This window comes from Flavobacterium sp. DG2-3, from assembly GCF_030730925.1.
GTDB lineage: Bacteria > Bacteroidota > Bacteroidia > Flavobacteriales > Flavobacteriaceae > Flavobacterium.
In genome coordinates this window covers 1-26,360 of record NZ_JAVAMB010000033.1, presented here as the reverse complement: position 1 = coordinate 26,360, position 26,360 = coordinate 1, and the positions used below count along the sequence as shown (strand labels likewise).

The 26,360-nt window shown below is 33.9% G+C and carries 20 protein-coding genes and 1 tRNA gene; 4 read left to right on the top strand and 17 right to left on the bottom strand.

Annotated features, from left to right (window positions below):
- Nucleotides 1–287: 287 nt before the first annotated feature.
- From Q9Q97_RS23040 to Q9Q97_RS23020, 5 genes are all read right to left on the bottom strand, one after another.
- Nucleotides 288–2,156, bottom strand: coding sequence for a U32 family peptidase (locus Q9Q97_RS23040; protein ID WP_306161460.1), 1,869 nt, complete (start codon nucleotides 2,154–2,156; stop codon nucleotides 288–290).
- 133 nt (nucleotides 2,157–2,289) lie between these two features.
- Complete coding sequence (locus tag Q9Q97_RS23035) at nucleotides 2,290–3,240, bottom strand: HEPN domain-containing protein (protein ID WP_306161458.1); 951 nt, start codon at nucleotides 3,238–3,240, stop codon at nucleotides 2,290–2,292.
- 145 nt (nucleotides 3,241–3,385) lie between these two features.
- Nucleotides 3,386–3,841: a PA2169 family four-helix-bundle protein gene (locus tag Q9Q97_RS23030; RefSeq protein ID WP_306161456.1), complete on the bottom strand. Its 456-nt coding sequence runs from the start codon at nucleotides 3,839–3,841 to the stop codon at nucleotides 3,386–3,388.
- Nucleotides 3,842–4,266: 425 nt separating this feature from the next.
- Nucleotides 4,267–5,457 (bottom strand): pyridoxal phosphate-dependent aminotransferase, encoded by a 1,191-nt coding sequence (locus Q9Q97_RS23025; protein ID WP_012023823.1) that lies wholly within the window; start codon nucleotides 5,455–5,457, stop codon nucleotides 4,267–4,269.
- Between the two features lie 77 nt (nucleotides 5,458–5,534).
- Nucleotides 5,535–6,632, bottom strand: a complete 1,098-nt coding sequence (locus Q9Q97_RS23020; protein WP_125722780.1) for an acyl-CoA desaturase — start codon at nucleotides 6,630–6,632, stop codon at nucleotides 5,535–5,537.
- Nucleotides 6,633–6,739: 107 nt separating this feature from the next.
- On the opposite strand from Q9Q97_RS23020, the gene rsmG reads away from it, so the two are divergent.
- On the top strand, nucleotides 6,740–7,369 hold the full coding sequence (gene rsmG / locus Q9Q97_RS23015; RefSeq protein ID WP_306161451.1) for a 16S rRNA (guanine(527)-N(7))-methyltransferase RsmG: 630 nt from the start codon (nucleotides 6,740–6,742) through the stop codon (nucleotides 7,367–7,369).
- Nucleotides 7,370–7,432: 63 nt separating this feature from the next.
- Here rsmG and Q9Q97_RS23010 read toward each other — a convergent pair whose 3' ends face one another.
- From Q9Q97_RS23010 to map, 8 genes are all read right to left on the bottom strand, one after another.
- Nucleotides 7,433–8,164: a hypothetical protein gene (locus tag Q9Q97_RS23010; RefSeq protein ID WP_306161449.1), complete on the bottom strand. Its 732-nt coding sequence runs from the start codon at nucleotides 8,162–8,164 to the stop codon at nucleotides 7,433–7,435.
- Between the two features lie 415 nt (nucleotides 8,165–8,579).
- Entirely contained in the window at nucleotides 8,580–10,205 is a 1,626-nt protein-coding gene (gene pruA, locus Q9Q97_RS23005; protein ID WP_306161447.1) for an L-glutamate gamma-semialdehyde dehydrogenase, read from the bottom strand.
- Between the two features lie 153 nt (nucleotides 10,206–10,358).
- Nucleotides 10,359–10,745 carry a Co2+/Mg2+ efflux protein ApaG gene (apaG, locus tag Q9Q97_RS23000; protein WP_008467225.1) on the bottom strand — a complete coding sequence of 129 codons (387 nt, stop codon included), beginning with the start codon at nucleotides 10,743–10,745 and terminating at the stop codon, nucleotides 10,359–10,361.
- 79 nt (nucleotides 10,746–10,824) lie between these two features.
- Nucleotides 10,825–12,078 carry a DUF5103 domain-containing protein gene (locus tag Q9Q97_RS22995; protein WP_306161436.1) on the bottom strand — a complete coding sequence of 418 codons (1,254 nt, stop codon included), beginning with the start codon at nucleotides 12,076–12,078 and terminating at the stop codon, nucleotides 10,825–10,827.
- A gap of 75 nt (nucleotides 12,079–12,153) precedes the next feature.
- On the bottom strand, nucleotides 12,154–15,057 hold the full coding sequence (locus Q9Q97_RS22990; protein WP_306161434.1) for a DEAD/DEAH box helicase: 2,904 nt from the start codon (nucleotides 15,055–15,057) through the stop codon (nucleotides 12,154–12,156).
- Between the two features lie 121 nt (nucleotides 15,058–15,178).
- The gene (locus Q9Q97_RS22985; RefSeq protein WP_306161432.1) at nucleotides 15,179–15,952 is read right to left on the bottom strand and encodes a class I SAM-dependent methyltransferase; all 774 of its coding nucleotides are present in this window, start codon (nucleotides 15,950–15,952) and stop codon (nucleotides 15,179–15,181) included.
- An 80-nt stretch (nucleotides 15,953–16,032) separates the two neighbouring features.
- Nucleotides 16,033–16,407 carry a GxxExxY protein gene (locus Q9Q97_RS22980; protein WP_194138839.1) on the bottom strand — a complete coding sequence of 125 codons (375 nt, stop codon included), beginning with the start codon at nucleotides 16,405–16,407 and terminating at the stop codon, nucleotides 16,033–16,035.
- A 66-nt stretch (nucleotides 16,408–16,473) separates the two neighbouring features.
- On the bottom strand, nucleotides 16,474–17,292 hold the full coding sequence (gene map / locus Q9Q97_RS22975) for a type I methionyl aminopeptidase (RefSeq protein WP_306161430.1): 819 nt from the start codon (nucleotides 17,290–17,292) through the stop codon (nucleotides 16,474–16,476).
- 211 nt (nucleotides 17,293–17,503) lie between these two features.
- Between map and Q9Q97_RS22970 the strand changes: the two genes are divergently transcribed.
- Nucleotides 17,504–18,754, top strand: a complete 1,251-nt coding sequence (locus tag Q9Q97_RS22970; RefSeq protein ID WP_306161429.1) for a DUF445 domain-containing protein — start codon at nucleotides 17,504–17,506, stop codon at nucleotides 18,752–18,754.
- Nucleotides 18,755–19,019: 265 nt separating this feature from the next.
- Here the strand turns inward: Q9Q97_RS22970 and gpmI are convergent, their stop codons facing one another.
- Nucleotides 19,020–20,537, bottom strand: coding sequence for a 2,3-bisphosphoglycerate-independent phosphoglycerate mutase (gene gpmI / locus Q9Q97_RS22965; RefSeq protein WP_306161427.1), 1,518 nt, complete (start codon nucleotides 20,535–20,537; stop codon nucleotides 19,020–19,022).
- Between the two features lie 140 nt (nucleotides 20,538–20,677).
- The gene (locus Q9Q97_RS22960; RefSeq protein WP_306161425.1) at nucleotides 20,678–23,113 is read right to left on the bottom strand and encodes a DUF5916 domain-containing protein; all 2,436 of its coding nucleotides are present in this window, start codon (nucleotides 23,111–23,113) and stop codon (nucleotides 20,678–20,680) included.
- 301 nt (nucleotides 23,114–23,414) lie between these two features.
- On the opposite strand from Q9Q97_RS22960, the gene Q9Q97_RS22955 reads away from it, so the two are divergent.
- Nucleotides 23,415–24,140 (top strand): murein L,D-transpeptidase catalytic domain family protein, encoded by a 726-nt coding sequence (locus Q9Q97_RS22955; protein ID WP_306161424.1) that lies wholly within the window; start codon nucleotides 23,415–23,417, stop codon nucleotides 24,138–24,140.
- Here the strand turns inward: Q9Q97_RS22955 and Q9Q97_RS22950 are convergent.
- Both Q9Q97_RS22950 and Q9Q97_RS22945 read right to left on the bottom strand, forming a co-directional pair.
- A complete protein-coding gene (locus Q9Q97_RS22950; RefSeq protein WP_306161422.1) occupies nucleotides 24,129–25,712 on the bottom strand; it encodes a murein L,D-transpeptidase in 1,584 nt (527 codons plus the stop codon). The genes Q9Q97_RS22955 and Q9Q97_RS22950 overlap by 12 nt on opposite strands.
- A gap of 1 nt (nucleotide 25,713) precedes the next feature.
- Nucleotides 25,714–26,151 carry a GNAT family N-acetyltransferase gene (locus Q9Q97_RS22945; RefSeq protein WP_306161420.1) on the bottom strand — a complete coding sequence of 146 codons (438 nt, stop codon included), beginning with the start codon at nucleotides 26,149–26,151 and terminating at the stop codon, nucleotides 25,714–25,716.
- 135 nt (nucleotides 26,152–26,286) lie between these two features.
- Here Q9Q97_RS22945 and Q9Q97_RS22940 point away from each other — a divergent pair.
- Nucleotides 26,287–26,359: transfer RNA gene (locus Q9Q97_RS22940), tRNA-Gly, on the top strand.
- The last annotated feature ends 1 nt before the right edge of the window (nucleotide 26,360 follow it).

The window sequence follows — 26,360 nt, the reverse complement described above, 5'->3', positions numbered from 1 at the left end:
TCTCTGCTATTATGTCTCATCGTAACAAAATTTATTAAAGTTAAATTTTGTTACCGAATTATCTAACCTTTACAATTTCGACGAAGGAGAAATCTCCACGAGTAGCTCGACAAGGATTGGTTTATCGGAGCGGAGTTACTTGCGGAGATTTCTCCTTCGTCGAAATGACAAGATTGTGGAAAGACCAGAATAAAAAAAGGTTCGCAAAGCTTAAAAAAAACTTTGCGAACCTTTGCGTAATTCCTTGCGCTCTTTGCGGTTAAATAACTACAGCGGTTAAGTGATAATTAATGATATTGATCTTCTTCAATTTCAAATTCAGCATCTTTTTCCCAGATTTCCATTTCGCAGGGTTTGCAGTTGAATTTCAGTTTGTATTCTAACTCGCCTTGCTTTAATACCAATGGTTCTTTTACTTTAACCCCTACAATATCTTTTTGGTGAATCGGGCATTTTTTTAATTCGTATTTGATGCAATATTTTGTCGTCATTACACGAGATTTTCCTGGATCCCATTGTAATTCGAATGCTTTTTCGATTTCGGTAACACCGTGGCGTTCGTAGAATTTACGAGCTGTTTTGTTCGAAACGTTGTACATAAAATCCAATTTGGTTTCTGGATAAGGATGCGACGTTTTTACCAATTGGTGTTCTTCGCGTTTGTAATTTGCCAAACGAATTTCTGATAACTGATCGAAAACATTTCTTCGCATTTCATTGATTTTCGAAATAGGAAGGAACCAGTTTTGCGAAAATACAACATCAATTTCATCGGCACTGTAAGGTGTAAAACCTGTTTTTGCCAATTGCGTTTTGATGTTTTCTGCAATAGATTCTCCGGTTTTTGTTTGTTCTTTAGCGTGTTCTAAAGTTACCGTGCTTATGTTTCCGTCTTCGTCGGTTGCGATTAATTCAAAACCTTTTTCGTTTTCGGTAAACAATAAAGTTGTTCCGATTTTACGGATGGCGCTGTCTTCTCTTTCAACAATTTTGATGAAAGCAATATCATTATTACGGTAAATAAAAGTTCCGTCTTTGATTTCTTTTAAAACGTTTGGATATACTTTTCCATTTTCGGCTTTGTTTACATAAATTCCGTCAGCTTCGTTGTTTTCGTTGATAAAACAAAGTCCATCGCCGTTGTTTAGCAATTCGCCGTTTTCGATTTCGTAAGCGTCTCCGATAGTTCGGATTAATTTACCAATATATTGCCCTTTTGATTTTGGACTTTCCCAAGAACCAATACTTTTGTCTCTGTCGTTAACGAAATAATCGGTATAACCACGATTGAAAGTTCTGCTTAAAGAAGAATCAAAAGTATAAGTGCATTTTCCAGAAGAAGCTTTAACGTATTTATCGCTTCCTTCTAAATAACTGTCTAATTTCTGACGAAGATAAGATACGTTATTTTTAACGTAAGCCACATCTTTAAGACGGCCTTCGATTTTGAAAGAAACAATTCCTGCTTCAATCAAATTCGGAATTTGATCTGAAACGTCTAAATCTTTTATAGAAAGTAAGTGACTGTTTTTGATTAAAGTATCTCCGTTTCCGTCGATTAAGTTGTATGGTAAACGACAGTTTTGAGCACAAGAACCACGGTTGGCGCTTCTTTCTCCGTTTGCCACACTCATATAACAGTTTCCGCTGAAAGAAACACAAAGTGCTCCCGTTACGAAGAATTCTAATTCTACATCGGCATGGTCGTAGATTGTTTTAATTTGATGCAAATTCAATTCACGTGCTAAAACCACACGTTTGATTCCGGCATCTTTTAAGAATTTGATTTTATCAGCGTCACGATTGTTGGCTTGTGTACTGGCGTGAAGAACGATAGGAGGCAAGTCCATTTCCATAATCGCCATGTCCTGAATAATCAAGGCATCAACACCAATGCCGTATAGTTCCCAAATCATAGCACGACACGTATCTAATTCGTTGTCGTACAAAATGGTATTCATTACTACAAAAACCTGAGCATTAAATAAGTGTGCATATTTTACCAATGCTGCAACATCTTCAATAGAATTGTTGGCATTTGAACGTGCTCCAAATTGTGGTGCACCAATATATACAGCATCGGCACCGCTGTTTATGGCAGCCATTCCGCCAATTAAATCTCTAGCTGGAGCTAATATTTCAATTTTCTTCTTCATTTCTAAAACTTTAGCCTTTTGTGGTATTCACGGAAAAAAGTGTGCAAAGGTCTAATAAATTATTTGAGTTTGCTAGAGATGAGACGATTTTTTTGAAATTGTTAACTTATATGGACGATGATAGTTAAATTAATTATTCCAAATAGACATACTCAAATTTGAATTCTGTTTTTTTATTTCTAATTAATTCTCTTAGCAAAGCTAAATGGATTGAAGTAGAGAAAGCCTTATAGTCAGAGTATTCATCATCAAACGAATCATAGTCTTCGCTAAATTTAGCTGGGAAATTTAATTCGCCATGTACAAATTTTGATCTATATGAATAAAGAGTTCCGAGCTTTTTCTTGAACTCACTAGGTTCTCCTAAAATTAAAATTGATTTTTCTTTAATTTGTGCTTGAATATCTTTATTTCCCTTTGCCAGTAAAGCTTCTATTCCAACCATATTCCAAAATAAAATATCAGAACTCTTTTCAAATAAATCAGAAAAGACATGCGTAAATGCATTTATTGATCTTTGATAATCATTTTTACTAATTGCCTCCAAAGAATAATTGTTAAAAGCAAAGCTATTAATTGTCTGATCTAAATCAACTCTTTCTAACTTTGGCCATTTAATTTTTTCGCAATGTTCGTATGCTAATTGTAAATCGCTTAAAATTATATCAGAATAACAATAAAATTTATCGTCTTCGGAAAAAGTTACGGATTGTAAAAAGTCAATAGCAAAATTATACGTTAAATTTAGTATTAATGCTAATCTTTTAAGTAAAGATTCAATTGTGAATTCTAAAGAAAAAATATCAATTTTAATTGGATAGTCATAATTTATTAATAAAAAAATATCGCCGTTTAGATTGTCAATTTTTTTTCTGTACAATGATGCTAATCTATTATCATGATTTATTATTTTAAATTTTATGTTTTTAACATGCTTGAATTGTTTATCATCCGCATTTCTAAGTATTAAACTTTCTAAATTAGAGTTGTTTAAGAGAGGAATCTCACTAATTAGTATTTTTAAAAATTCATCTTTTTTGTCATTATCGTCCCAATTAACTCTAATTTGAAGTACAGTATTCATTTGATAAGCTTTTTTTAAAAGTAAAAAAAATATAATTGTAAATATAATTTTAGCTAAATAAAAAACATACTTGTAAAAACACAAAAAAAAACCACCCAACCCGAAGGTTAAAGTGGTTTTCAAAAAAAAAGCATGAATCGATCGATTAATTTGCTCTCATTTTAATTTGTGATAAAGTATTTTGAATACTATTCAATTGTTTTGAAACGATGTAAATCTGATCGTGTTCCAAATGGTTTTCTTCGAGTGCCATTTTGTATTTTTCAATCGCGGCCTCTTCACCAGTAATACAAGCGTTTATAATGGCTTCTGTATCGCCTCCTGTGAAAGCTGATTTGATATCAATCCAAGTTCTGTGTAATGTGCCAAGCGGTCCTCCGCCTGAGTTGTCTGTCGATTTTCCTAGTTTATTGATTTGATTTTGAAGTTCTACAATAAATAAGGCTCTTTCGCGGGCATATTCAAGAAAATCACTTTTCATTGCAGGATTTTCTACGTGTTCTGCCGCATTTGTATATCCTAGTTTTCCATCTTCAAGAATAGAAATTAATCCTTCTAATGTTTTAATTGTTTCTGTTGTGGTTTCATCTGCATGTATCATAGCATATAATTTTTTGAAATTAATATGTTACAAAGTTTGCAATTATAAAGCGCTTTGTTTTACAGGATTACAATTGAGGTTTTATAATATTATAGAATGGGAATTTTGAAAGATGATTTTTTTAGCCACGACTCGAGCGATAGCGAACTGGCGAAGCAAATTCACGAATTATGCAAATTATTGGATTGAAAGTTTAAAAAGCAAATTACACCAAATTTTAGATGCGTATAGTTTTTTGAAAATGATACTTCTAATCTACCGTTTTGCGTGAGGGATAGGAGCGATATCCTTTTATGGCGGGGTTCGCCATAAAAGATATAGCGGATAGCCCGGCCCTTGGGACACGCCCATAAAAAAACAGCTTAAAGTATAAAAGTGATGAAACTTTTGAACCTTAAGCCGTTTTTATAAAACTTAGAATATTGTTATGCAGTCAAAGCTTCTTTGATTCTGCGTAATGCTTCTTTTAAAATATCGTTGCTTGTTGCGTAAGAGAAACGAATACAGTTTGGATTTCCGAAAGCGTCTCCAGTTACAGTTGCTACGTTTGCTTCTGCTAAAAGATACATCGAAACGTCGTTGGCATCTTTAATTTCGTGTCCTTTTAATGTTTTTCCGAAGAAAGAAGAAACGTCCGGGAATACGTAGAAAGCCCCTTCTGGAACGTTGATTTTTACGCCTGGAATTTCTTTCAATAATCCAACAACTAAATCTCTACGTCCGTGGAAAGCTTGAACCATTTCGTTCAAAACGCTTGGATCAGCATCTACGGCTGTAATTGTAGCTCTTTGTGCAACTGAGTTTGCACCAGAAGTTACTTGTCCTTGAATTTTTGTACACGCTTTAGCGATGAATTCTGGAGCTCCGATATAACCGATTCTGTATCCTGTCATAGCAAATGCTTTTGCCACTCCGTTTACAGTGATTGTTTTTTCTAACATTCCCGGGATAGAACCAATACTGCAGAAAGTTCCAGAGAAATTAATGTGCTCATAGATTTCGTCTGCAACTACGTAAATGTTTGGGTGTTTTTCTAACACTTTAGCCAAAGCTGTTAATTCTTCTCTGCTGTAAACAGATCCAGATGGATTGCATGGAGAAGAGAACCACATCATTTTTGTTTTTGGCGTGATTGCAGCTTCTAATTGCTCTGGAGTAATTTTAAAATCTGTTTCAACAGAAGTCGGAACTTCAACAGGAACTCCGCCTGAAAGTTTTACGATTTCGAAATAAGAAACCCAGTATGGTGCCGGTAAAATAACCTCGTCACCATCGTTTAACATTACTTGCGCAATGTTGTATAAAGATTGTTTTGCTCCTGTAGAAACTACGATTTGAGATGGTTTGTACTCTAAATCATTGTCTCTTTTGAATTTTCTGCAGATAGCCTCTTTTAAATCTTGGTATCCGTCAACAGGAGAATATGTACTGTAGTTATCGTCGATTGCTTTTTTTGCCGCTTCTTTGATAAAGTCTGGTGTATTGAAATCTGGCTCACCTAAACTTAAGCTGATAATGTCTTTTCCTTGTGCTTTCAATTCGCGTGCTAAAGCCGCCATTGCTAATGTTTGCGAAGTCGCTAAGTTGTTGATTCTGTCCGAAAGAATATGATTCATTATAAAATTTTTGAATGTCCTTAAATTGCTGTGTTGTTTTAAGGAAGGTTAATTATTAATAGATTTTCTTTTAGTTTTTAGACTGATAATTCTGGTTTCATACCCAAATCACGTAAATGCTTAAAGTGAGCAATAACAGCACTTCGCATTGTTTTGTATTCGTAGTAAGGCAAATTGCATTCTTTTGCAGTTTCTTTTACAATTTTTGCAATTTTACCATAATGAATGTGACTGATATTTGGGAAAATGTGATGCTCGATCTGATGGTTTAATCCGCCTGTGTACCAGTTTACGATTGCATTTTTTGGTGCAAAATTGGTCGTTGTGTACAATTGGTGAATAGCCCATGTATTGTCCATTTCTCCTAATTCATTTGGAGTTGGATTTGTAGTATGATCTACAACGTGTGCTAATTGAAATACTACACTTAAGATTAATCCTGCAGTATAATGCATTACAAAAAATCCTAAAAGTACTTTCCACCATGTAATTCCAATTGCCATTGGTAAAACAATCCAAATCGAAAGGTAAATGATTTTTGTAATGACTAAAGTTGTCCAAAGAATTTTCGGGCTTTTTGGTTCTCCGTAAGATAATTTTCTTTTCAGGTAATTACGCATCTGTTTAAAATCGGTAGTAATAGCCCAGTTGAAAGTTAATAAACCGTATAAGAAAACAGAGTAGTAATGCTGAAAACGGTGAAAACGGTGCCATTCAGCATGTTCTGTAAAACGAATAATTCTTCCTGCATCAAGATCTTCGTCGTGACCAGGAATATTGGTATAAGTATGGTGCAAAACATTATGCTGTACTTGCCAGTTGTAAACATTTCCTGCTAGAACGTAAATTGTTCCGCCCATGAATTTGTTGATCCAGTTTTTAGTTGAATAGGATCCGTGATTTCCGTCGTGCATCACATTCATTCCTACACCCGCCATTCCAATTCCGATTACGATTGATAAAAGGAGCATTACCCAAAACGGCATCTCAAGCGTAAGGATTAAAAAGTATGGAGTTAAAAAAACAGCAAAAAGAATAACAGCTTTTAAATGCAACTGCCAATTTCCGGTTTTCTTTATATTATTTTCTTTAAAGTAATTGTTAACGCGAGAGTTAAGCGTTCTAAAAAACTTTAAATTGTCTTGCCTTGCAAAAGTTGGAGCAGTGTTATTCATAATTAATTTAAATAGTTTTCAAAGGTAATTATTATAAATTTTCAATTTGCAAAATTGAGTTAAATATTTCAATCGTAAAGTAGTACTTTTGTTAAAAAATTAGAGCAATGGATGAGATATTGAAATATTTTCCAAATTTGACCGATCTTCAAATAGAACAATTTCAAAAATTAGACTTTTTATACCACGATTGGAATGAAAAAATCAATGTTATTTCGCGTAAAGACATCGATTCATTATATACAAAACACATTTTGCATTCATTAGGAATTGCTAAGGTTATGAAATTCGAACCTGGAGCAACAGTTTTAGACGTTGGAACAGGCGGTGGTTTCCCTGGAATTCCGTTAGCGATTCTTTTTCCTGAAACCCGTTTTTATTTGATTGATGTTATTGCCAAAAAAATAAAAGTAGTCCAAGGTGTTGTTGATGCATTAGAATTAAAGAACGTAAAAGCAGAGCAAAAGCGTGCCGAATTGGTAAAAGGCGATTTCGATTTTATTGTAAGCCGTGCCGTAACCAATATGCCAGATTTTGTTTCTTGGATTAAAGATAAAATTAAGAAACAGCACAAGCACAAACTTAAAAATGGAATTCTATATTTAAAGGGCGGTGATTTGGAGGAAGAATTAAAAGATTTTCCAAATGCCACACTATACGATCTAGCTGATTTTTTTGAGGATGAATTTTTTGAAACAAAAAAAGTGGTTCATCTTCCTTTAAAATTTAAGCCTTAAATCAAATAACCCGATTAGATTTTTAATCGGGTTATTTTTTTGAACTAAAAACCAACCGTTAAATTAGGAAGCCTTTTTTGTGAAATCTAAAAAGCTATTCGCTTTAAGGTTTAAATTGTCAATGAAACCATGAATTGCATCTTCTGCAGCTTCGACTGAATATTCGAAATGCTCATCAAAGAAAAATTCTCTGCAAATTAAAGGTTCGTGTGATGAATCGTAAACAGCCTCATCACTTTCATCTAAGTTGTCATTTCTGTACGGGTTAGGGTGAGAATTGGTTAAATTAACAACAGTCTGCGCAAACCAATTGTCGAATTTTTTCTTTTTTGGTGTGATGTGACGCGCTAACAATACCAATCCGATAAGGTCATTTTGTAAAAAATAAGAACCTTTTCGATATCTAACATCTATCATTCTTACGTTCATTAGTGCAATCCATAATGCGCCGTTTACGCAACCAGCAGCAGGCACTTCAAAATCGGTATCAAATAATAGCGGATTAGTCTGTTCGCGATTATTTATAGAACACCAAAGAGCCTCAATGCGTTTTTGTGTGTCATTTACAACTTGGCTGTAACCTGTAAAACGCCAGTAAATCCATTCTAATAAGGCTGCAGTCAAACCAATTGAGCCTTTATGATTGATCTGCATTAAGGAATATTCAAGATCTTCGTTTCCTTCAATAGGATCCAAAAGGTTATTGATTTTCTTTTTCGTCCATTTATAATCAATAGCATGGCCGATACTCTTGCATTCCATTATGATTTTAGGAACATTATTTAAATTTCTCATACGTATGTAGTTAGTTTTTATTAAATCTTTTAATGTTGTTTAATATTGAAACAAATTTATACGGATGAGTTTTTTTTGAAAGCAACAAGAAGTTTTTAAAATATCAGAATAAGGTATTTGCGGCTTTTAAAGTATTGATTCTCAAAAGAATAAGAAAAGTATTACAAATAGTATATTTGAAATATTCTTGCAAGATTATATATTTTTATGCAATTAAAAATTTTTCTTATTTAAGAATCTTATTTATAGTGTTTTAGGTTTTTAAATGTTATTCTATTACTTATTAATTTTTCATTCAATAAAAAGGTCTTACCATTATTTTAAAAAACAAAAAAGCAAAAGCCGAAATCTTCAATAGAAGTTCCGGCTTTTTATATAATTTAAAATCTGAATTCTAAAATCTAAAATCAGAATATTAACCTAAGAAAGGATATCTGTAATCTTCTGGAGTTACAAAAGTTTCTTTAATAGTTCTTGGAGAAGCCCAACGCAATAAGTTCAATGCAGAGCCCGCTTTATCGTTAGTTCCAGAAGCTCTTGCTCCACCAAATGGTTGCATTCCTACAACCGCTCCAGTTGGTTTGTCATTGATGTAGAAGTTACCAGCTGAATTTTGCAATTTAGTTGTAGCAACTTCAATAGCATAACGGTCTTGGCTAAATACAGCTCCTGTTAAAGCGTACTCAGAAGTAGTATCAACTAGTTCAAGAGCTTCTTCCCATTTTGCATCTTCATAAACATAAATAGTGATAACTGGTCCAAACAACTCAGTTTCCATTGTAGTATATTTTGGGTTTGTAGTTACAATAACGGTTGGCTCAATAAAGTAACCTACAGATTTATCGTAATTTCCTCCAATGATGATTTCAGCATCAGCATCTTTTTTAGCTTGGTCGATATAACTTGCTAATTTGTCAAAAGAACCTTCGTGAATAACTGCTGTAATAAAGTTTCCAAAATCTTCTGGAGAACCCATTTTCATAGATTTTACATCAGCAATTAATTGCTCTTTTACAGCTGGCCATAAACTTTGAGGAATATACGCTCTAGAAGCTGCAGAACATTTTTGCCCTTGGAATTCAAATGCTCCACGAGTGATTCCTGTAACCACTTGTTTTACGTTTGCGCTTGGGTGAGCAATGATAAAATCTTTACCTCCAGTTTCACCAACGATTCTTGGGTACGTTTTATAATTGTGAATGTTTGCTCCAATTTTAGCCCAAATATCTTTAAATACATGAGTTGATCCAGTAAAGTGAACACCAGCAAAATCACGGCTAGCTAAAACAGTATCTGTAATCATTAAAGCATCTCCAAAAACGACATTGATAACTCCGTCTGGAACTCCAGCTTCTTTGAAAACATCCAAAATAATTTTTGTTGAAAACACTTGGCTATCACTTGGTTTCCAGATTACAACGTTACCCATCATAGCAGCACTTGCAGGAAGGTTTGCAGCGATAGCAGTAAAGTTAAATGGAGTAATTGCGTAAACAAAACCTTCTAAAGGTCTGTATTCAACACGGTTCCAAACTGTAGAATCTGATTTTGGCTGATCGTTATAGATTTGAGTCATAAACTCAACATTGTAACGTAAAAAGTCGATTAGCTCACAAGAAGCATCGATTTCTGCCTGGTGGATATTTTTAGACTGACCAATCATTGTAGCCGCGTTAATACGAGCTCTGTATGGTCCTGCGATAAGTTCAGCAGCCTTTAAGAAAATAGCAGCACGCTGTTCCCATGCCATGTTTGCCCATGCTTTTCTTGATTCAAGTGCATTAGCAATTGCTTTTTCAATATGTTGTTTTTCAGCTAAATGATATTTTCCAACTACGTGCTGGTGATCATGAGGAGCTGTAATGTTTCTTGTGTTTCCAGTTCTAATTTCTTCGCTTCCAATATGTAAAGGAACGTCAATTTGAGAATTCCACATTGTGGTATAAGCAGCCTGAACAGCAGCTTTTTCTGGTGAGTTTGGTGCGTAGCTTTTTACAGGCTCGTTTACCGCTTTTGGTACATGAAAAAATCCTTTAAGCATGTTATTTAAAATTTGTGAATTAGACAATTTAAAGTCAGACGATTTGTTTTGTTACGAATAATCTAACGTTGCACAAAAGTACAAAGGATAAATTAATAAATTGACAAATTTATGATTAAGATAACGATAAAAGCTATAGATGTAAACTATATCTTAATTTAATGCAAAAGGAGCGCACATTCTAAAAGTAGGAACAATAACTTTGAATGTTTTTGTTGTAGTAAAATTGATCATGTTAAAATGACCTTTCATAGCTCCGTAAGGAGATGATAATAAACAGCCAGAACTGTAAGTATGGTTTTCGCCAGGTTTTAAAACTGGTTTTTTGCCAATTACGCCTTCACCATCTACAACTTCTAAATCATTTAAAGAATCAAAAATTTCCCAGTGGCGAGAAGTCAACTGAACAGAATCTTTACTGTGATTTTCGATGGTAACTACGTAGCTAAAAGCAAAATGAATCTTGTAGTTTTTGAAGTATGTACCTTCAAAACTAGTCAAAACAGATATTTTTATGCCTCGTGTAATTTGAGAAACCATACTAACGCCGTATATATGTGAGTGTTATAGTGGCAAAGCTACAAAAAAAAATCGTTTAAACTAAAACCTTAACATTGTTTTAATTGACTATATTGATAGAGTTTGCATTTCCTTTTCCAATTACACGCTGATAACGGTCGGTTGCTTCTTTATAATAAACCAAGATGGTGTACTCGTTTTCAGTTTGATAAAAGTTTCCGTCAATAGCATTTTCAAAATCAATAGCTCCTTTTTTGTCTGCAACCGTGTATTGGAAATTGGTAAAACCTTGCTTGATCATAATCGCTTTTTCAAAAACGCCTTTGTCATTGTTGTAATCCATTTTATATTCTGGCGAAAGACTGTAATTATTAAACATTCCAGTAATATAAATATCTTTGTTCATTCTAAAAGCAGGAGCAGAAAGACTAAAATAAACCCAAGCATAATCGGCTTCGATATCATTATTAGAGCCGTTAATATTCTTCACAACAAAGTTTCCGTTTACATCTTCATACAACGTATAAATCTGGTTTCCTCTTGCGGCATTCGTGTATAAAAACGCATTGTAGATATCATTGTTAGATCCTATTTTGGCAACATTATTACTCGCAGCCCGAATGTCTTTGTTTTCAAAATACAAAAACTCGTTTCCTCCCCAGAACTGGGTTTCTTTGTCATATTTATAAATCAGCTGATTGCCGATTGTGTACTGAGGAACAATGTTTTTTATCTCGGTATGAAAGTTTCCGTTTTGAAGCAAAAGCACTTTTACATTCTGCAATGGAGTTTGAAAAGCAATATCATTAGACAAAATTGTAAAATCAAGATTCTGTTTGTAATCGATGTTGCTAAGGTTTCGGCTTCGTTTTACCTGTGCGCCAACAGTACAATGATTTTCAAACAAAATAAATTTTCTCGAAAAAACAACTTCTCTGTCTTCGTTCAGAATTTTAAGCATGTAATTTCCTGAAAGGCGTAATTGCTGCGTAAACTGATTAGGAAAAGAAAGTCGGTAATGCGTATAAACTTGCAAGGTATTAAACGAATTAGAAAAATCAGTAATTCTCTGGTTATCCATACCTAAAACATAATCTGTTTTTGGAATCTGTGTCGGAATCCAGTTGTAATCGCAATGAACAATTTCGAAATAATAATTGGCTTCGTTACCAAACAAATCATCAAATTGAAATGTAAATGAAGAACCCAATTCGAAAATTGGAGTGACATTGCTGCCATTCTGAATAAAAGATACGGTCTTAATATTATATGGAGGATCGATTTCTTTTTCTTGAGCTTTCGCTAAAGTGAAAATAAAAAGGAAAATAAAGCTTGTATATAAAAATTTTGGCATCGCATTTCGTTGTAAGATTTGTAAATATAACAATTTTATACAACGAAAAAGATGCCAATCTATTGGGTTTAACAATTAAGAACCCAAAATATACTCTAGGTTTCCTTCAATTTCATCATTAATATAACTTTCTTCCAAAAGAGAGTCAGATAATAATTTTTTGTTTTCCTGCAGTTTGATGATTTTTTCCTCAACCGTATTTTTCGAAATAAATCGAATCACGTTTACTTTGTTCATTTGCCCAATTCTATGCGCACGCCCTACACCTTGTTTTTCTGCGAAAGGATTCCACCAAGGGTCCAAAAATAAAACATACGAAGCTTTTGTAATATTCAGTCCAACACCACCCGCTTTTAATGAAATAAAGAATAACAACGGATTTTCTTTCTCTTGAAATACTTTTACCTGCTGTTCTCTTTTGTCTGAAGGCGTTTCACCGGTGATTTCGCAAAAATCTATTTTATTTTCCTTGCACCAATCGGTATAGAAATTCAAATTGGTTACAAACGAACTGAAAATGATTACTTTCTGTTTTGCTTTTACTAAATTTTCCAGATAATTGGTTACGGCAATAAATTTTCCAGAATCAATTTCAGATTCCTGATCGACCATTTTTGGGTGATTACTCAATTGGCGCAACTTCATCAAAGTGTTGATAATACTAATTTTGTCAGGAGAGCCGTCGGTTTTTAGAAGGAAATTACGAGCTTTAGATTTTTCTTTCTCGTATAATTTTTCCTGTTCAGGATCCATATCACAGTAATAAATCTGTTCTGTTAATTCTGGCAGATCTTTTAAAACCTGTTCTTTGGTTCGTCGTAAAATATAAGGCTGGATGAGGTTTTTTAATTCAGTTAAAACTTCTTCGTTCTGCTTTTTCTCAATCGGATTTTTGAAATTTTCCATAAAGAACGCATAACTACCCAAAATATCTGGATTGATAAACTGCATCTGCGACCATAAATCGTCAAGCGAATTTTCGATCGGAGTACCGCTCAAGGCAATTTTATGCCCCGTACTAATTTTATTTATGGCTTTAAAAATCTTAGAATTTTTGTTTTTGATGTACTGGCTTTCGTCCAAAATCAAATAACGGAAATCGTATTTTTCTAAAATAGAAATATCGCGGTGAATGATGCTGTAGCTCGTAAAAATCAAATCGGTTGAATTAATTCTGCTTGCTAAAGATTTTCTATCGTTGCCCACATATTGCATTTTCGAAAAGTGTGGCGTAAACTTTCCAGCTTCATTAAACCAGTTAAAAACCAGAGAAGAAGGCAAAACGATCAAAGCTTTTAGCGGTTCTCTTTCAATAGTGGTTTCGTTGGCAAACAAGTCAAAATTGGTTGTTTTGGTAGTAAAACCCAATTGTTCCTGAACCGATACTAAAACCGATAAAGTCTGCAGTGTTTTTCCAAGCCCCATGTCGTCAGCAAGACACGCACCCATATTGGAGTTAAAATGCCCTAAAAGCCATTTTACGCCATCAATTTGGTACGGTCTTAAAGTTGCTTTTATCAAATCTGAAGCAGTAAATTCTGCCTGATGAATCTGATCTAAATCATTATCAATTTCTGAAATTCCGTCTAAAGCCGTAAAATTACTTTTACGTAAAAGTAAAGCGCCATTTTCTGTTTTGGCTAATTTTGCTAAAGAACCATATTTGCTGAACCATTCTAACGGAATCAAAAAGTAATTTCCGTCTGGTAAAGGGAAAAGTCTTTCTTTACTTTTTATGTTTGGAATAATTTCGCTGAAATTGATTTTATAATTACCAATCGTAATGATTATTTTGATATCAAACCAGTCTCCAGTTGTTTCTTTTGAAGCAGAAATAGTGTGGTTTCCGGTGATGATTTCTTTGCTTTCCAGTTTTAGATTTTCAATTGTAAAACCTAAGTCTTTCAGCTTTTCTTTATGGTCAATAATGAATTGAATATTGATATAAGGATCTGAATTTTCAGTTTCAGAATTCAATCCGAATAATTCGTTTTTGATTTTTATTAAACCAATTTCGTTCAATTTATCGATGTATAAATTCTCGTCAGCACTGCGTTTAAACTGAATAATTCGAGGTTCATTGGCAACGCTGAAATCGACAAAAGAATGTGTTTTTTTTGTTTTGCTTCCGTCAAAAACATAGTCATTATAATCAAAATAAAGATTGAGATAATAACAGTTTTTAAAGAAATCAAATATTGGCTGAATCGTGCAGGAATGGATTTGATCGCGAAGCTCTATTTCAAAACCATTCGCTTCAATGTCAATTTTTTTAGCTATTTCGGGAATGAAATTTTTAAAATAATCATCAACCAATTTCGAAGGAATTTCGATTGATTTTTTCTTTAAAAACGGTGTTAGTTTTTTGCCGTTTAACTCTTTTAATTGCCCTAGTTTTTTATTGACAATCAGCCAGCCCGGCTCATCAGAAAGAATGTCAACTTTACTGTCCATTGGCAGAAATGTCGTTTCGTTTTCTTTTAATGAAAGGGTATAGGTGATGCCTTCTGAATGTTTATCAAATTGAATTTGCGGTTCAAAATCCAGCGGATCGATGCTGACTCTCGAACGATAAAAATCTTTTTCTGGACCTAAATCAATAGATAAAGGATATTGTTCTTTTACAATCAGATCGTAAAACGGACTTAAATTGATTTTTAAATGCTGGCGAATCGCAAAATCAATTTTAGAATCTTTCTGTAAATCGGCAATTGTTTTGGCTGATTTTACTTTTGCGCTGAACTTTTTGAATACAAATTCAGGTTTCAAGGATTCGCAGATCGTAAGAATCTTTTTTGAATTGGGATCTAAAGTTTCATAATCGATACCAAAACTTTCCACTACGCCTTTTGTTGCTTTTTTATCCAGATACTTAATTTCACTGGTATTTTCAACAATATACGCTGTTGGGATATAGGCATTCAGATTTTTTTCAAAACTGATGTCAAAACAGAACTGAAATGGTTTTGTAGGTTCCAAGATTTAAGGATTTGGTTAGGCTTATAGTTGGGATTGGGCAAAAAAAAGAAAGAGTTTTCAAAATATCAATAATTTGAAAACTCCTTTTAAATGAACTTATATCACTTATATGGTGAAAAAATTAGTTTTCCTGTTTAAAGCAAAGCGGAATAATTTCGCCTTTTGCCAAACAGTATTTTTCTACCAATTCTGGTGCAATTTTATTTGTATAATCTTCTTCGATAACAATAAAACCAATGCTTCTTAATTTATCGAAATAATCGCGTCCGTAAATACGAACGTGATCGTACTGTCCAAATATTCTGGCGCGTTCTTTTTGATCTGTAATAGAATCGTCTGCAAAAGTAACGTCGCGGTTCAAATCCTGCGGTATTTGCAGAACAGCCATTCCGCCTGGTTTTAAAACACGATACAATTCCTGCATCGCTTTTGTGTCATCTGGAATGTGCTCTAAAACGTGATTACATAAAATCACATCGTATTCGTTGTCTTTGAAAGGTAAATTACAGATGTCTGCCTTTACATCGGCCAAAGGCGAAAGTAAATCGGTTGTGGTGTAATCAAGGTTTTTCTGTTTGCGGAATCTTTTGTAAAAAGCTTGTTCCGGAGCAAAATGCAATACTTTTTTAGGCGCTGTAAAAAAATCAGTCTGATCGTTTAAATACAGCCAAAGCAAACGGTGTCTTTCTAACGAAAGTGTACTTGGCGAAAGCACATTGTTACGCTGTTTTCCGTATCCGTAAGGCAGAAACGATTTAAAACTTTTTCCGTCAATAGGATCTGTAAATTTATCTCCTCTTAAAGAGAAAGCCAAAATTGGACGAGCCACATAACTCAAACGAATTAATAATGGTCTTGGGATTGTATTTAAAACTAATTTGAAAAGTTTCTTCACTGTTAAATAAATTTGAACACGAATTTCACCTATTGACACGGATTGTCGTTGCGGTGAAATTTCACGAACATTGATTTGGGTTAAAGTATTATTCTCTTATATTTTAGACTATCCTCACCAAAATTAACTAGTAAACCTAATTTGTTTTTTGATGCGGCTAAATAATTTAATGTTTGTTTTATTTCACTGCTTGAAAGAATTGCAATTGCTTTTAGTTCAAGAATAATTGTATCATAAACGACAAAATCTGCAAAATAATAACTTGGTAAAACTATGTTTTTATAATTTATACAATATTTTAATTCACGATTATAAGGAATGTTATTTTGCTGAAATTCATATTCTAATGCGTCACCATAAACTTTCTCACTATGTCCTTTTCCTAAAATTTTATGGACTTCCATACAGATTCCTATAATTTTATAAGATTCCTCTCTAAGATATAATTCACTCATTCTTCATTCTTTCATTTCAGTGAAATTTCGGCAAATATTATTTCGTGTTAATTTGTGAAATTCGTGTTATAATACAAGCGGCACTTTTCTGAATTCATCTTCTTCATTGCTTTCGATTCCTAGAGCTTTGTAGATATATTGGAAAGTAGATAATAATTCTGGTTTTCCATCAATCAAAGCCACGTCGTGTTCGAAATGCGCACTTGGTTTTCCGTCTGCCGTTAATATTGTCCAGCCGTCTTTCAATTGTTTGATGTTTCTAGTTCCCATGTTGATCATAGGTTCGATTGCTACAACCATTCCTTCAACAAAAAGTTTTCCGCGCCCGCGTTTTCCGTAGTTTGGCATTTCTGGTTCTTCGTGCATTTTTTGCCCAACACCATGCCCAACCAATTCACGAACTACTCCGTAACCATGAGCTTCAGTATATTTTTGAATCGCATTTCCGACATCTTCTACGCGATTTCCTGCTTTAAATTCTCTAATTCCAACGTAAAGAGATTCTTTAGTAACTCTCAAAAGTTTTTTTACTTCTGGAGCAACTTCTCCAATTTCGAAACTGTATGCGTGATCTCCATGATAGCCATTTTTGAAAGCACCGCAGTCAACAGAAATTACGTCACCACTTTTAAGAGGCACATTGTTAGGAATACCATGAACAACCTGAGCATTTGGGCTCATGCAAAGCGAATTCGGGAAATCGTACAATCCAAGAAAACTTGGAACCGCACCGTGATCGCGAATAAATTCTTCGGCCAATTTGTCAAGATATAATGTTGTTACTCCTTCTTTAATTTCAGAAGCAATCATTCCTAATGTTTTTGATACGATTAAAGCACTTTCGCGCATTAATTCGATTTCCTCTCTAGTTTTTTGGATGATCATATTTTTTCCATTTTTCAGTTCGCAAAAGTACAACTTTTCATGTGATTTTCATGCGATTTTTTTTGCCACGAATTGCACTAATTTACACGAATTAATATTTTAGAATTTAAAAAGAAAAAATTTGTGCAATTCGTGTAATTCGTGGCGACTCATTTTTTTAACTTAATTTTCAGCAAAAAGCCTTAAATTAGTAGTAGAAACGCTTATAATTATGGAAACTATTACAGATCGAGATATAGAGAAAGTAAAGGCTCTTAAAAGAATGAAGAATAACGCTTTGGGGCTTTTGGGAATCGCTGTATTGCTATTTTTAATTGCTATTTATTTTAAAATTCCAATACTACAGGCTTTTAGCGAAGCAGCTATGGTGGGCGGAATTGCCGATTGGTTTGCTGTTGTGGCTTTGTTTCGTCATCCGATGGGGATTCCGATTTGGCATACGGCGATTATTCCGACCAAGAAAAATGAGATCGGAGAAAATCTGGGGAATTTTGTTTCTGAGGAATTTCTGGATCGCGAAAAAATGGAGGTTAAATTGGATGAATTTAATTTTGCCGTTAAAGCTTCAGAATGGATTTCAGACGAAGAAAATGCCAATAAAATTGCTGATGTTGTTGCTGTAAATATTATTCCTGGGATTTTACGAACCATTAAAGACGAAGATGTTAAAAGGTTTATTCAAGTTCAATTTAAGGAAAAATTGGAAGGAATTAATTTTGGAGATTGGGTAGCTGTGGCATTAGAACCGCTGCAAAAAGGAGATTTAAAAAATCAGATGCTGACGAATCTTCTTGAAGTTATGAGCAGCGAATTGACTAATAATAAGGATTTAATTAGGCAGAAAGTAAAAGCTTCAACTCCTCTTTTAAGTTTTGGTTTGGCAGATAAAAGTATTACAGAAGGTGTGTTTAATGGTTTGCAGGATTTTTTAAACGAAGCTAAAAAACCGGAAAGCGCCGTTCGTTTAAAAATTGACGAATATATTTTCAACTTCTTGGAAAAAGTAAAAAACTCCGAAGAAATGCGAATTAAAATCAATGATATGATTTTAGGTTTCGTTGGAAAAAAAGAAGTGCAGGATTATATTAATGGAATTTGGGACGAAATAAAATTATCCATAACAAACGATTTGGATAAAGGCGATGATTCTTCAATTAAAAATAGCATCGCAGGTTTGATCCAGACTTTTGGAAACGGAATTAAAGAAGATAAGATCATGATTGATAAAATCAATAATTTCATTAAAAATGATCTGCTTTCCGTTCTTCTAAACAATAAAAAAGTAATTGGAGATTTAATTTCATCCACCGTAAAAAGCTGGGATGGAAAAGAGGTTTCAGAAAAATTGGAATTAGAAATAGGAAAAGATCTTCAATACATAAGAATCAACGGAACCTTAGTTGGAGGTTTTATCGGACTTGTTATTTATGGTGTGGAGCAGCTGTATCATTTTGTTTTTTAAACCATATAAGTGATATAAGTAAATGTAAAAAGCTTTATCTATAATGAAGGTCATTTAAGTAGAATATTTAATTATTTTAAAATAAAGTTGCATCACTTGTATGGTTTAAAACAAAAAGAATCTCGCAAAGTCACAAAGACGCAAAGTTTAAAATTCTTAGCGACTTCGCGTCTTTGCGAGATTTTATTTAAATGAACTTATATGTTCTTTATTTTAGATATAGCTTTTATATTTACTTATATCACTTATATGGTTTCAAATTTTTTTACAAAAGCGAATGACAAGTCATTGCGTTTGGCTGTTGAACGCCCATTAGTTCTAAAATAGTAGGAGCGATATCTCCTAAAACACCATCTTGAATGCTTTTCAGTTCTTTGTCAACTAAAATAATCGGCACTGGGTTTGTTGTGTGAGCCGTATTTGGAGATCCATCAGGATTAATCATCGTTTCGCAGTTTCCGTGGTCAGCAATTACAATTGTTGTGTAATCGTTAGCAAGAGCCGCTTCGATAACTTGTTTCGCGCAAGCGTCAACAGCTTCACAAGCTTTAATTGCAGCTTCCATAATTCCGGTATGGCCAACCATATCTCCGTTTGCGAAGTTTAAACAAACGAAATCAACTTCACCTTTGTTCAATTCAGGAACAAGAGCGTCTGTCAATTCATAAGCGCTCATTTCTGGTTTTAAATCGTAAGTTGCTACTTTTGGAGAATTTCTCAAGATTCTTGTTTCTCCTTCAAAAGGAACTTCTCTACCACCAGAGAAGAAGAAAGTAACGTGCGGATATTTCTCCGTTTCAGCAATTCTGATCTGTTTTTTGCCCGCTTTTTCTAAAACTTCACCAAGAGTTTCTGTAATATTATCTTTATTGTAAACCACTTTTACGTTTTGGTACGTTTCGTCGTAGTTTGTTAAAGTTACATAATATAGGTTTAGTTTGTGCATGTTTTGCTCGTGGAAATCTTGCTGAGAAAGCGCCTCAGTAAGTTCACGTCCTCTATCTGTTCTAAAGTTGAAGAAGATTACAACATCACCTTCTACAATTGTAGCAAGCGGTTTTGCATTTTCGTCAACAATAACAACTGGTTCGATAAATTCGTCAGTTACGTCTTTTGCATAGCTGTCTAAAACACTTGCAACAGCATTTGTTGATGGAGTTCCAACACCGTTAACTACAAGATCGTAAGCTAATTTTACACGCTCCCAACGTTTATCACGGTCCATTGCATAGTAACGTCCAATGATAGAAGCAATTTTTACTGGAGTATCTTTAATATAATCTTCTAAATCGTGAATGTATTTTCCACCAGATTTAGGATCAACGTCACGTCCGTCTGTAAAAGCGTGAACATAAACCTGATCTAAACCGTATTCTTGAGAAGCATCGATTAATCCGCGAAGGTGTGAAGTATGTGAGTGAACACCACCATCTGAAACTAATCCTAAAAAGTGTACTTTTTTATTGTTGTTTTTAGCATAAGTAAAAGCGTCAATTAAAACCTGCTCTTTTGCTAAAGTTTTGTGTTCTACTGCTAAATTTATTTTGGCTAAATCTTGATATACAATTCTTCCTGCACCAAGATTCATGTGTCCAACTTCGCTATTTCCCATTTGGCCTTCTGGCAAACCAACATTTAATCCGTCAGTTCTAAGTTGTGCGCTTGGGTAATTTTGGTATAGACTGTTTATAAAAGGAACATTTGCATTGTCTATTGCAGATACTTTAGGGTCAGGAGATTTTCCCCAACCGTCTAAAATCATAAGGATAACTTTTTTGTTCATTACTTTTTGTTTTCTACAAAGATAAGTCATTTCTAAAATTAGCAAGAAAGCTTTGTTGCATTTTATATTTAATAAAAAGAAGGCAGACAAAAAATATTAATTTAATTACAGAAGCCTTTGTTTTTTAAAATTAATTCACGCTAAGCTCTCTTTCTGACTTTATTTTTGACGGCATTATAGTCAATAAAATATTTCACACTGATAGAAAAGATGTGGTTTAATGCGTCATTGTTTAGTAATTCTGTAACATTATGCTTGAAATCTTTATGGATAATGCGTTCAAAATTAGAAGCATTATTTCGGTATAAAGCAGAAAGTTGGCTTCCGGGAGCAAACCACCAAGAATAAGACAAATCGGCATTCCAAGAATAAAAACTTGAATTTTTGTTCTCCGTATATTGCGGATATGGATCCAAAGTTCCGTCAGAATCAAGTTTAAGAATGTCTTTGTTTTCTGCCGAAGACCAATATTGGCGTATAGCCAGATTTAAAGTCATAGCACTATTGATTGCATATTTCCCGCTAATAGTGTTCGCATAGGTAATAACATCGCGATTAGCAAATACAATAGTTTCAACTGTGTTTTCATTGTCGTCGTCGTCAAAACTATCTATAAAACCTTTGTTATTGTTTCTTTTGAGAAAGCTAAAAGTATAAGTCAGCAGTAATTTATCGCTAAATCGGTATCGAGGCCCAATGTCTACGCCGTATGCCGCGCGGCCGCGTTCGTCTGCAATCGACAATGACGGATTCAAGTCTAAAGCAAACTTATGATTGTAATTGGTAGAAATACTTCCCCAAAAATCTATTTTTCGCGGTATAATTACATAACGGTTTGCCGCTCTTGGCTCGTAATAATCGTGAGATTCTAATAGCGAAGCAGTAAAACCAGCTCCATAATAATTATTTCTGACGGTACTAAGATTTACTTCAGCTGCAATTTTATTGTCCTGGACTTTTCCTGATTCGTTATTAAACTCAGCATACATTTCATAGTCAATTCTAAAGCTATTGAAACACTTAGTCGGATTTAAGATGCGGTAATTTGCGTTCCCGTAAATATTATAGTAATTCGTATAAAAATTAATTCCCAAATCATTGGGATCAAAATCTTTAGATACAAAATCGGTGCCTACGCTGTATCTATAATTTCCACTTGTTTCTGCGAAACTTACTGTCGAAAAAACGCCATTTTTGTCTTTACTATCATTTATCGAACTGTATTTTACGTTTCCAAATAAACTATATGTATTGGCTTTTGTGTTTAAATCCCAAGCCAGACCAGTTACGTTTGCATCTCTAAAATGCCCGTTGCGAGTAACGTTGGTATTAATAAAAGTAACCGACGAATTTTTTCTGAAACGCTGATCTAAAACCAACACATTATAATTTGTCAAAGGCTCAACAACGGTGCGCCTAGTTTCTCCAGATATTGTATCTTTTATGGTAGCAAAAGTTTTTTCTGTAACTGCATTCAAAATGCCAATTCCAAGTCCGTCTTTTGTTCTTCCTGATAATTTTAAAGCATTAACAAGATTTACGGCAGCGGGCAGTTCTGTAATTTCTTCATTTTCATTTAAAGAAGGATCGACTGATGGCGCGCCACCAATTCTTCGCGAATAAAATATATTTCCTTTGCTGAACAAATCTGTTCCTTCTGTAAAAAAGGCTCTATTTTCGTTAAATTGCTGTTCAAAAGGGCCAAGATTCAAAATTTGATCATCATATTTTGTCTGTCCAAAGTCAGGAACTAAAATGGCGTCAATAGTAAAAGCATCCGTTATTCCGTATTTAATATCCATTCCGCCTTTAACGGTTCCGTATGTCTTTTGTCCGTCTGAGGCATTTAAATAATACGAGGCATAAGGCATGAAAAACAATCGAGTAGGAGGTTTTATGTTTTCAATTCCTTCTAGAGTTCCTGCCTGTTGCGTAAAAGTACCGATCTTTCTGTCAACAAAATTCCAAGTATATTTAAAACGTTCGCGTTTAATTTCTCTAAAGAAATTGATTCCCCAAGTTTGTTTATTTTCTGCGGAAAATCGCAAAGCAGAATATGGAATTTTCATCTCAACAATCCATCCATTTTCTGCCAAAGACGCTTTGCTAATCCAAACGGCATCCCAAGAATAATCTTCGCCATTGGCATCGGTCATAATACAATCGCCCTGCACATCGGCAGCAGAAACATAAAACATAAAATCCTGTTGTCCGTCATTAAAACCATTTATAAAAACACCAAAAAGATCTGCGGTTCCAAAATTATCACGCTGCGAAATTTCCTTTAAAATTTTAGAAGGCTCATTATCGTACATCATTGCGCCAATATAAATCGCATCATTATTATATACGACCTTAACTTCGGTACGTTTTTCATGCGGAATAGCTTTACCGTTATCTGGTTCGAGCATAATGAAGTCGGTTGCAATTGGTACATTTTCCCACGCAGTTTCATCGAGTTTTCCATCAATAGTAATAGCAAGTGGAGTTAGTTGCGCCTGAATAGATTTTTTCTGATTCTGGCCGTAACTGCTCAAAACGGATAAAAGAAAACCGAAAAAAATGATTTTTTTCATTGAATTTTTGTGGGAATTGATAAGCAAAAGTACTTTAATATAGGGATAATAGACTTCATTTTGTTTCACTTGTTACAGTTTAAGTTTCAAAATTTTCATTTTGTTCGCATTTTTTTAAGAAAATAGAGCAAAATGTTAGGATTTTTAGCGTAAGATAAAATCTTACAGAAATAGCATTTTTATGTTAATAATGTTAAAGTTTAAGCAAAAAAAGCCTGAAAATCAGGCTCGTATTTTGCAAGGAGTGATTTTTTTATACTTTTGCCATACCCAAATTTTTTGTTTAACCTAAAGAAATTCAATGATTTACAAAATTTATCCGTTATTTGTGTTTTTGCTATTGTCTTTTGGAAAAGATTCAAAGAACACAGCAGATCTTAAAAAAAATGCCACTGTAAAGACGATTGCTAAAGTCGAGAAAGTTACAGTAGATTCTAAAATCGAGAGCGTTTATAACTCGTTAAATTCCAACAATTTTAAAATGCCTGAACTTAAAACTTTTTCGGAAGCTTTAAAGGGATTTTATTTGCTGAAAGAAAAAGGAGTGATCAAGAAAAATATTCTAACACTAATTGATTTTAGTTTGTCATCAAACACTAAACGTTTGTGGGTTATTGATTTAACTAGCAATACAATCTTGTTTAACTCGCTTGTGGCTCATGGAAGAAATACTGGAGAAGAATTTGCTTCAGCATTTTCAAATCTTAATTCGTCATTTAAAAGCAGTTTAGGATTTTATGCAACTGGTGAAATTTACCAAGGAAAACACGGCGCTTCTTTGCGTTTAGATGGTTTAGAAAATGGCGTAAATGACAACGCTCGCGAAAGAGGTGTTGTAATGCACGGCGCAGATTACGTTTCCGAATCTTTCATTAGAAATCATAAAAGATTAGGCAGAAGCCAAGGCTGTCCTGCAGTTCCGGTTGAAATGACGAATGATATTATTCAATTAATAAAAGACAAATCGTGTTTATATATCTATCATCCATCAAGAAGCTTTGAGATGGAAGAGAGGCTAATTTCTTAATTGCGCATATAAATCCGAATCTAAGTCATAAATATCAGCTCTGAATAAGAGCTGATTTTTTTTGCTCCAAGCTGTCCAATACCATTGGTATAAAGCATACTTTTTGGTAATCTTAAAGCTCATTGTTATTTTACGTGCAATAATAGTATCGATTCTGTCTTGAGGCCAGTTTCCGTCGACATCTAATATATGCTGAGCCAATTCTAACGGATTTTCAACACGCACGCAGCCAGAACTCATAGAACGGTTATTTCGTCCAAAAACATTGCGATGATTTGTATCGTGAAGGTATACGCTGTGATGGTTTGGAAACAAGATTTTCATTAATCCTAATGAATTATCAGAGCCAGGACTTTGTACGTAACGATAGTTGTTCGGTTTGTTTTCATTCCACGCGACTGGAGAGACAACATTTCCAGAAGTGTCATAAATCGTAATGTTTTTCTTGGTCAGATAATTTCGGTTTTTTTTCATAGCAGGAACTACATCTTCTTTTAAAATAGTTGGAGGAACAGTCCACGTCGGATTAAAAACAACCGTTTTTAAATACGAAGTAATAATAGGTGTTCTTCTTTTGCTGGTTCCTACAACAACATTCCTAACTAAAGTTGTGTCTTGATTTTCGACAACATTTAAACTGTAATCAGGAATATTAATAATAAAGTAATTTTCTGCCAATTCTGACGGATACCATCTCCAACGCTCCAAATTGGCGATTATCTGTTTTTTTCTGCTTTCTTTAGAATAATTTAAGGCACGAATAGTTCCAACTCCGATAACTCCATCTGCAGCTAAGCCGTGTCTCTCTTGAAATTTCTTAACCGATTCAAAAGTCTTTTTATCGTAAATTTTGGTAAGACTGTCTTTTCCAGTCATATCGTTCCAGTACAAAAGCCTTTTTTTGATGTTAATTAAAGCAGGATTGGTGTCGTTCAAAACAATTTTATCGGCAGATTCAATCGTGCTTATGTTCTCATCTGGAAATGTATTGATGATTTCAAGTGCTTTTAGAAGCTCTTTGTAGGTTTGTGTTTTAGGCTGAATGTTTTCAACTATGCTATCTAGTTTGTTGTTGTTGAAACCTTTAACAAGAACAGAATTTACATCAAATGTTTTTTCGTTGAGGTCCCAATTCGTGTATAGTTTTTTAGGATCCAGTTTTCCTTTATAAAGATGATTAAGGTATTTTTCAAAATTATAAGTCAATAAAATATCATACGTAGCCAAGTCACGATCGTTTAACGAACCGATTTTGCTTTCAAATTTTTTCAGTTGCGATATTTTGTAATCTTCTGGTTCTAAGCCTAATTCGTCTGATTTTTCTAATTGCGACAAAACAAAAGTCCTTTTTTTGAGATTTCCCCAAACCGTTTTATTTTCAGATGCAATGTAAAATTGTTTTAAGGTTTCGCTTTTAAAAGTGCCTATTATTGCGGTGTCTATTTCAACTTTTCTCTCATCAGTAAGTATAATGGCTGGTACCTTTTTTTTGACAATAGGTGTAGGTTTTGGATCTTCTTTTTTACAGCCAATAAAAATGCATATTACTATTAGAAAGTAAAGTTTTTTCATATTATAATTTTTTAAACATCAAATAATGTTCGCCAACATCTTTAATATCAAATGATTCACCTAGGGGTTGGTAATTCAGTTTTTGATAAAAGCCAACGGCAGCTGTTCGGGCATTAAACCAAATCAAATCAACTTTGTTTTTATTGCAGTAGGTTTCACAATGTTTAACTAAAGCTTCGCCAAATCCTTTCTTTTGGTGGGTTTCTAAAACAGCCATCCCTCGAATTTGGGCTTGATTTTGTGCCGCAAATATAGTGTTGATTTTATTAAATAAGGAAATAATTCCTATTAAATTTTCATCATCAAATAATCCAAAATGATGGGTAGAGGCTAAGTCATCGCCCTCAAACACGCAACTTTCTATAGGTTTTCCTTTTCTTAAAACAGGTTGGCGAACAGCATAAGTCTCTTGTGACGAAATTTCTTTGATTGTAATCATGATTTTTTTTAAAAATATTGCATTTATAACTTTTTAATTTTAAATAAGTTATAAATAATTGTTGTTTTTTATTAAATTTTTTTGCCCAAAAGCTTGTTTTTAACTGAACTTTCTTTCTATCTTTGCCGAACCAATGCGAAAGTAGCTCAGTTGGTAGAGCTCCAGCCTTCCAAGCTGGTTGTCGCGAGTTCGAGCCTCGTCTTTCGCTC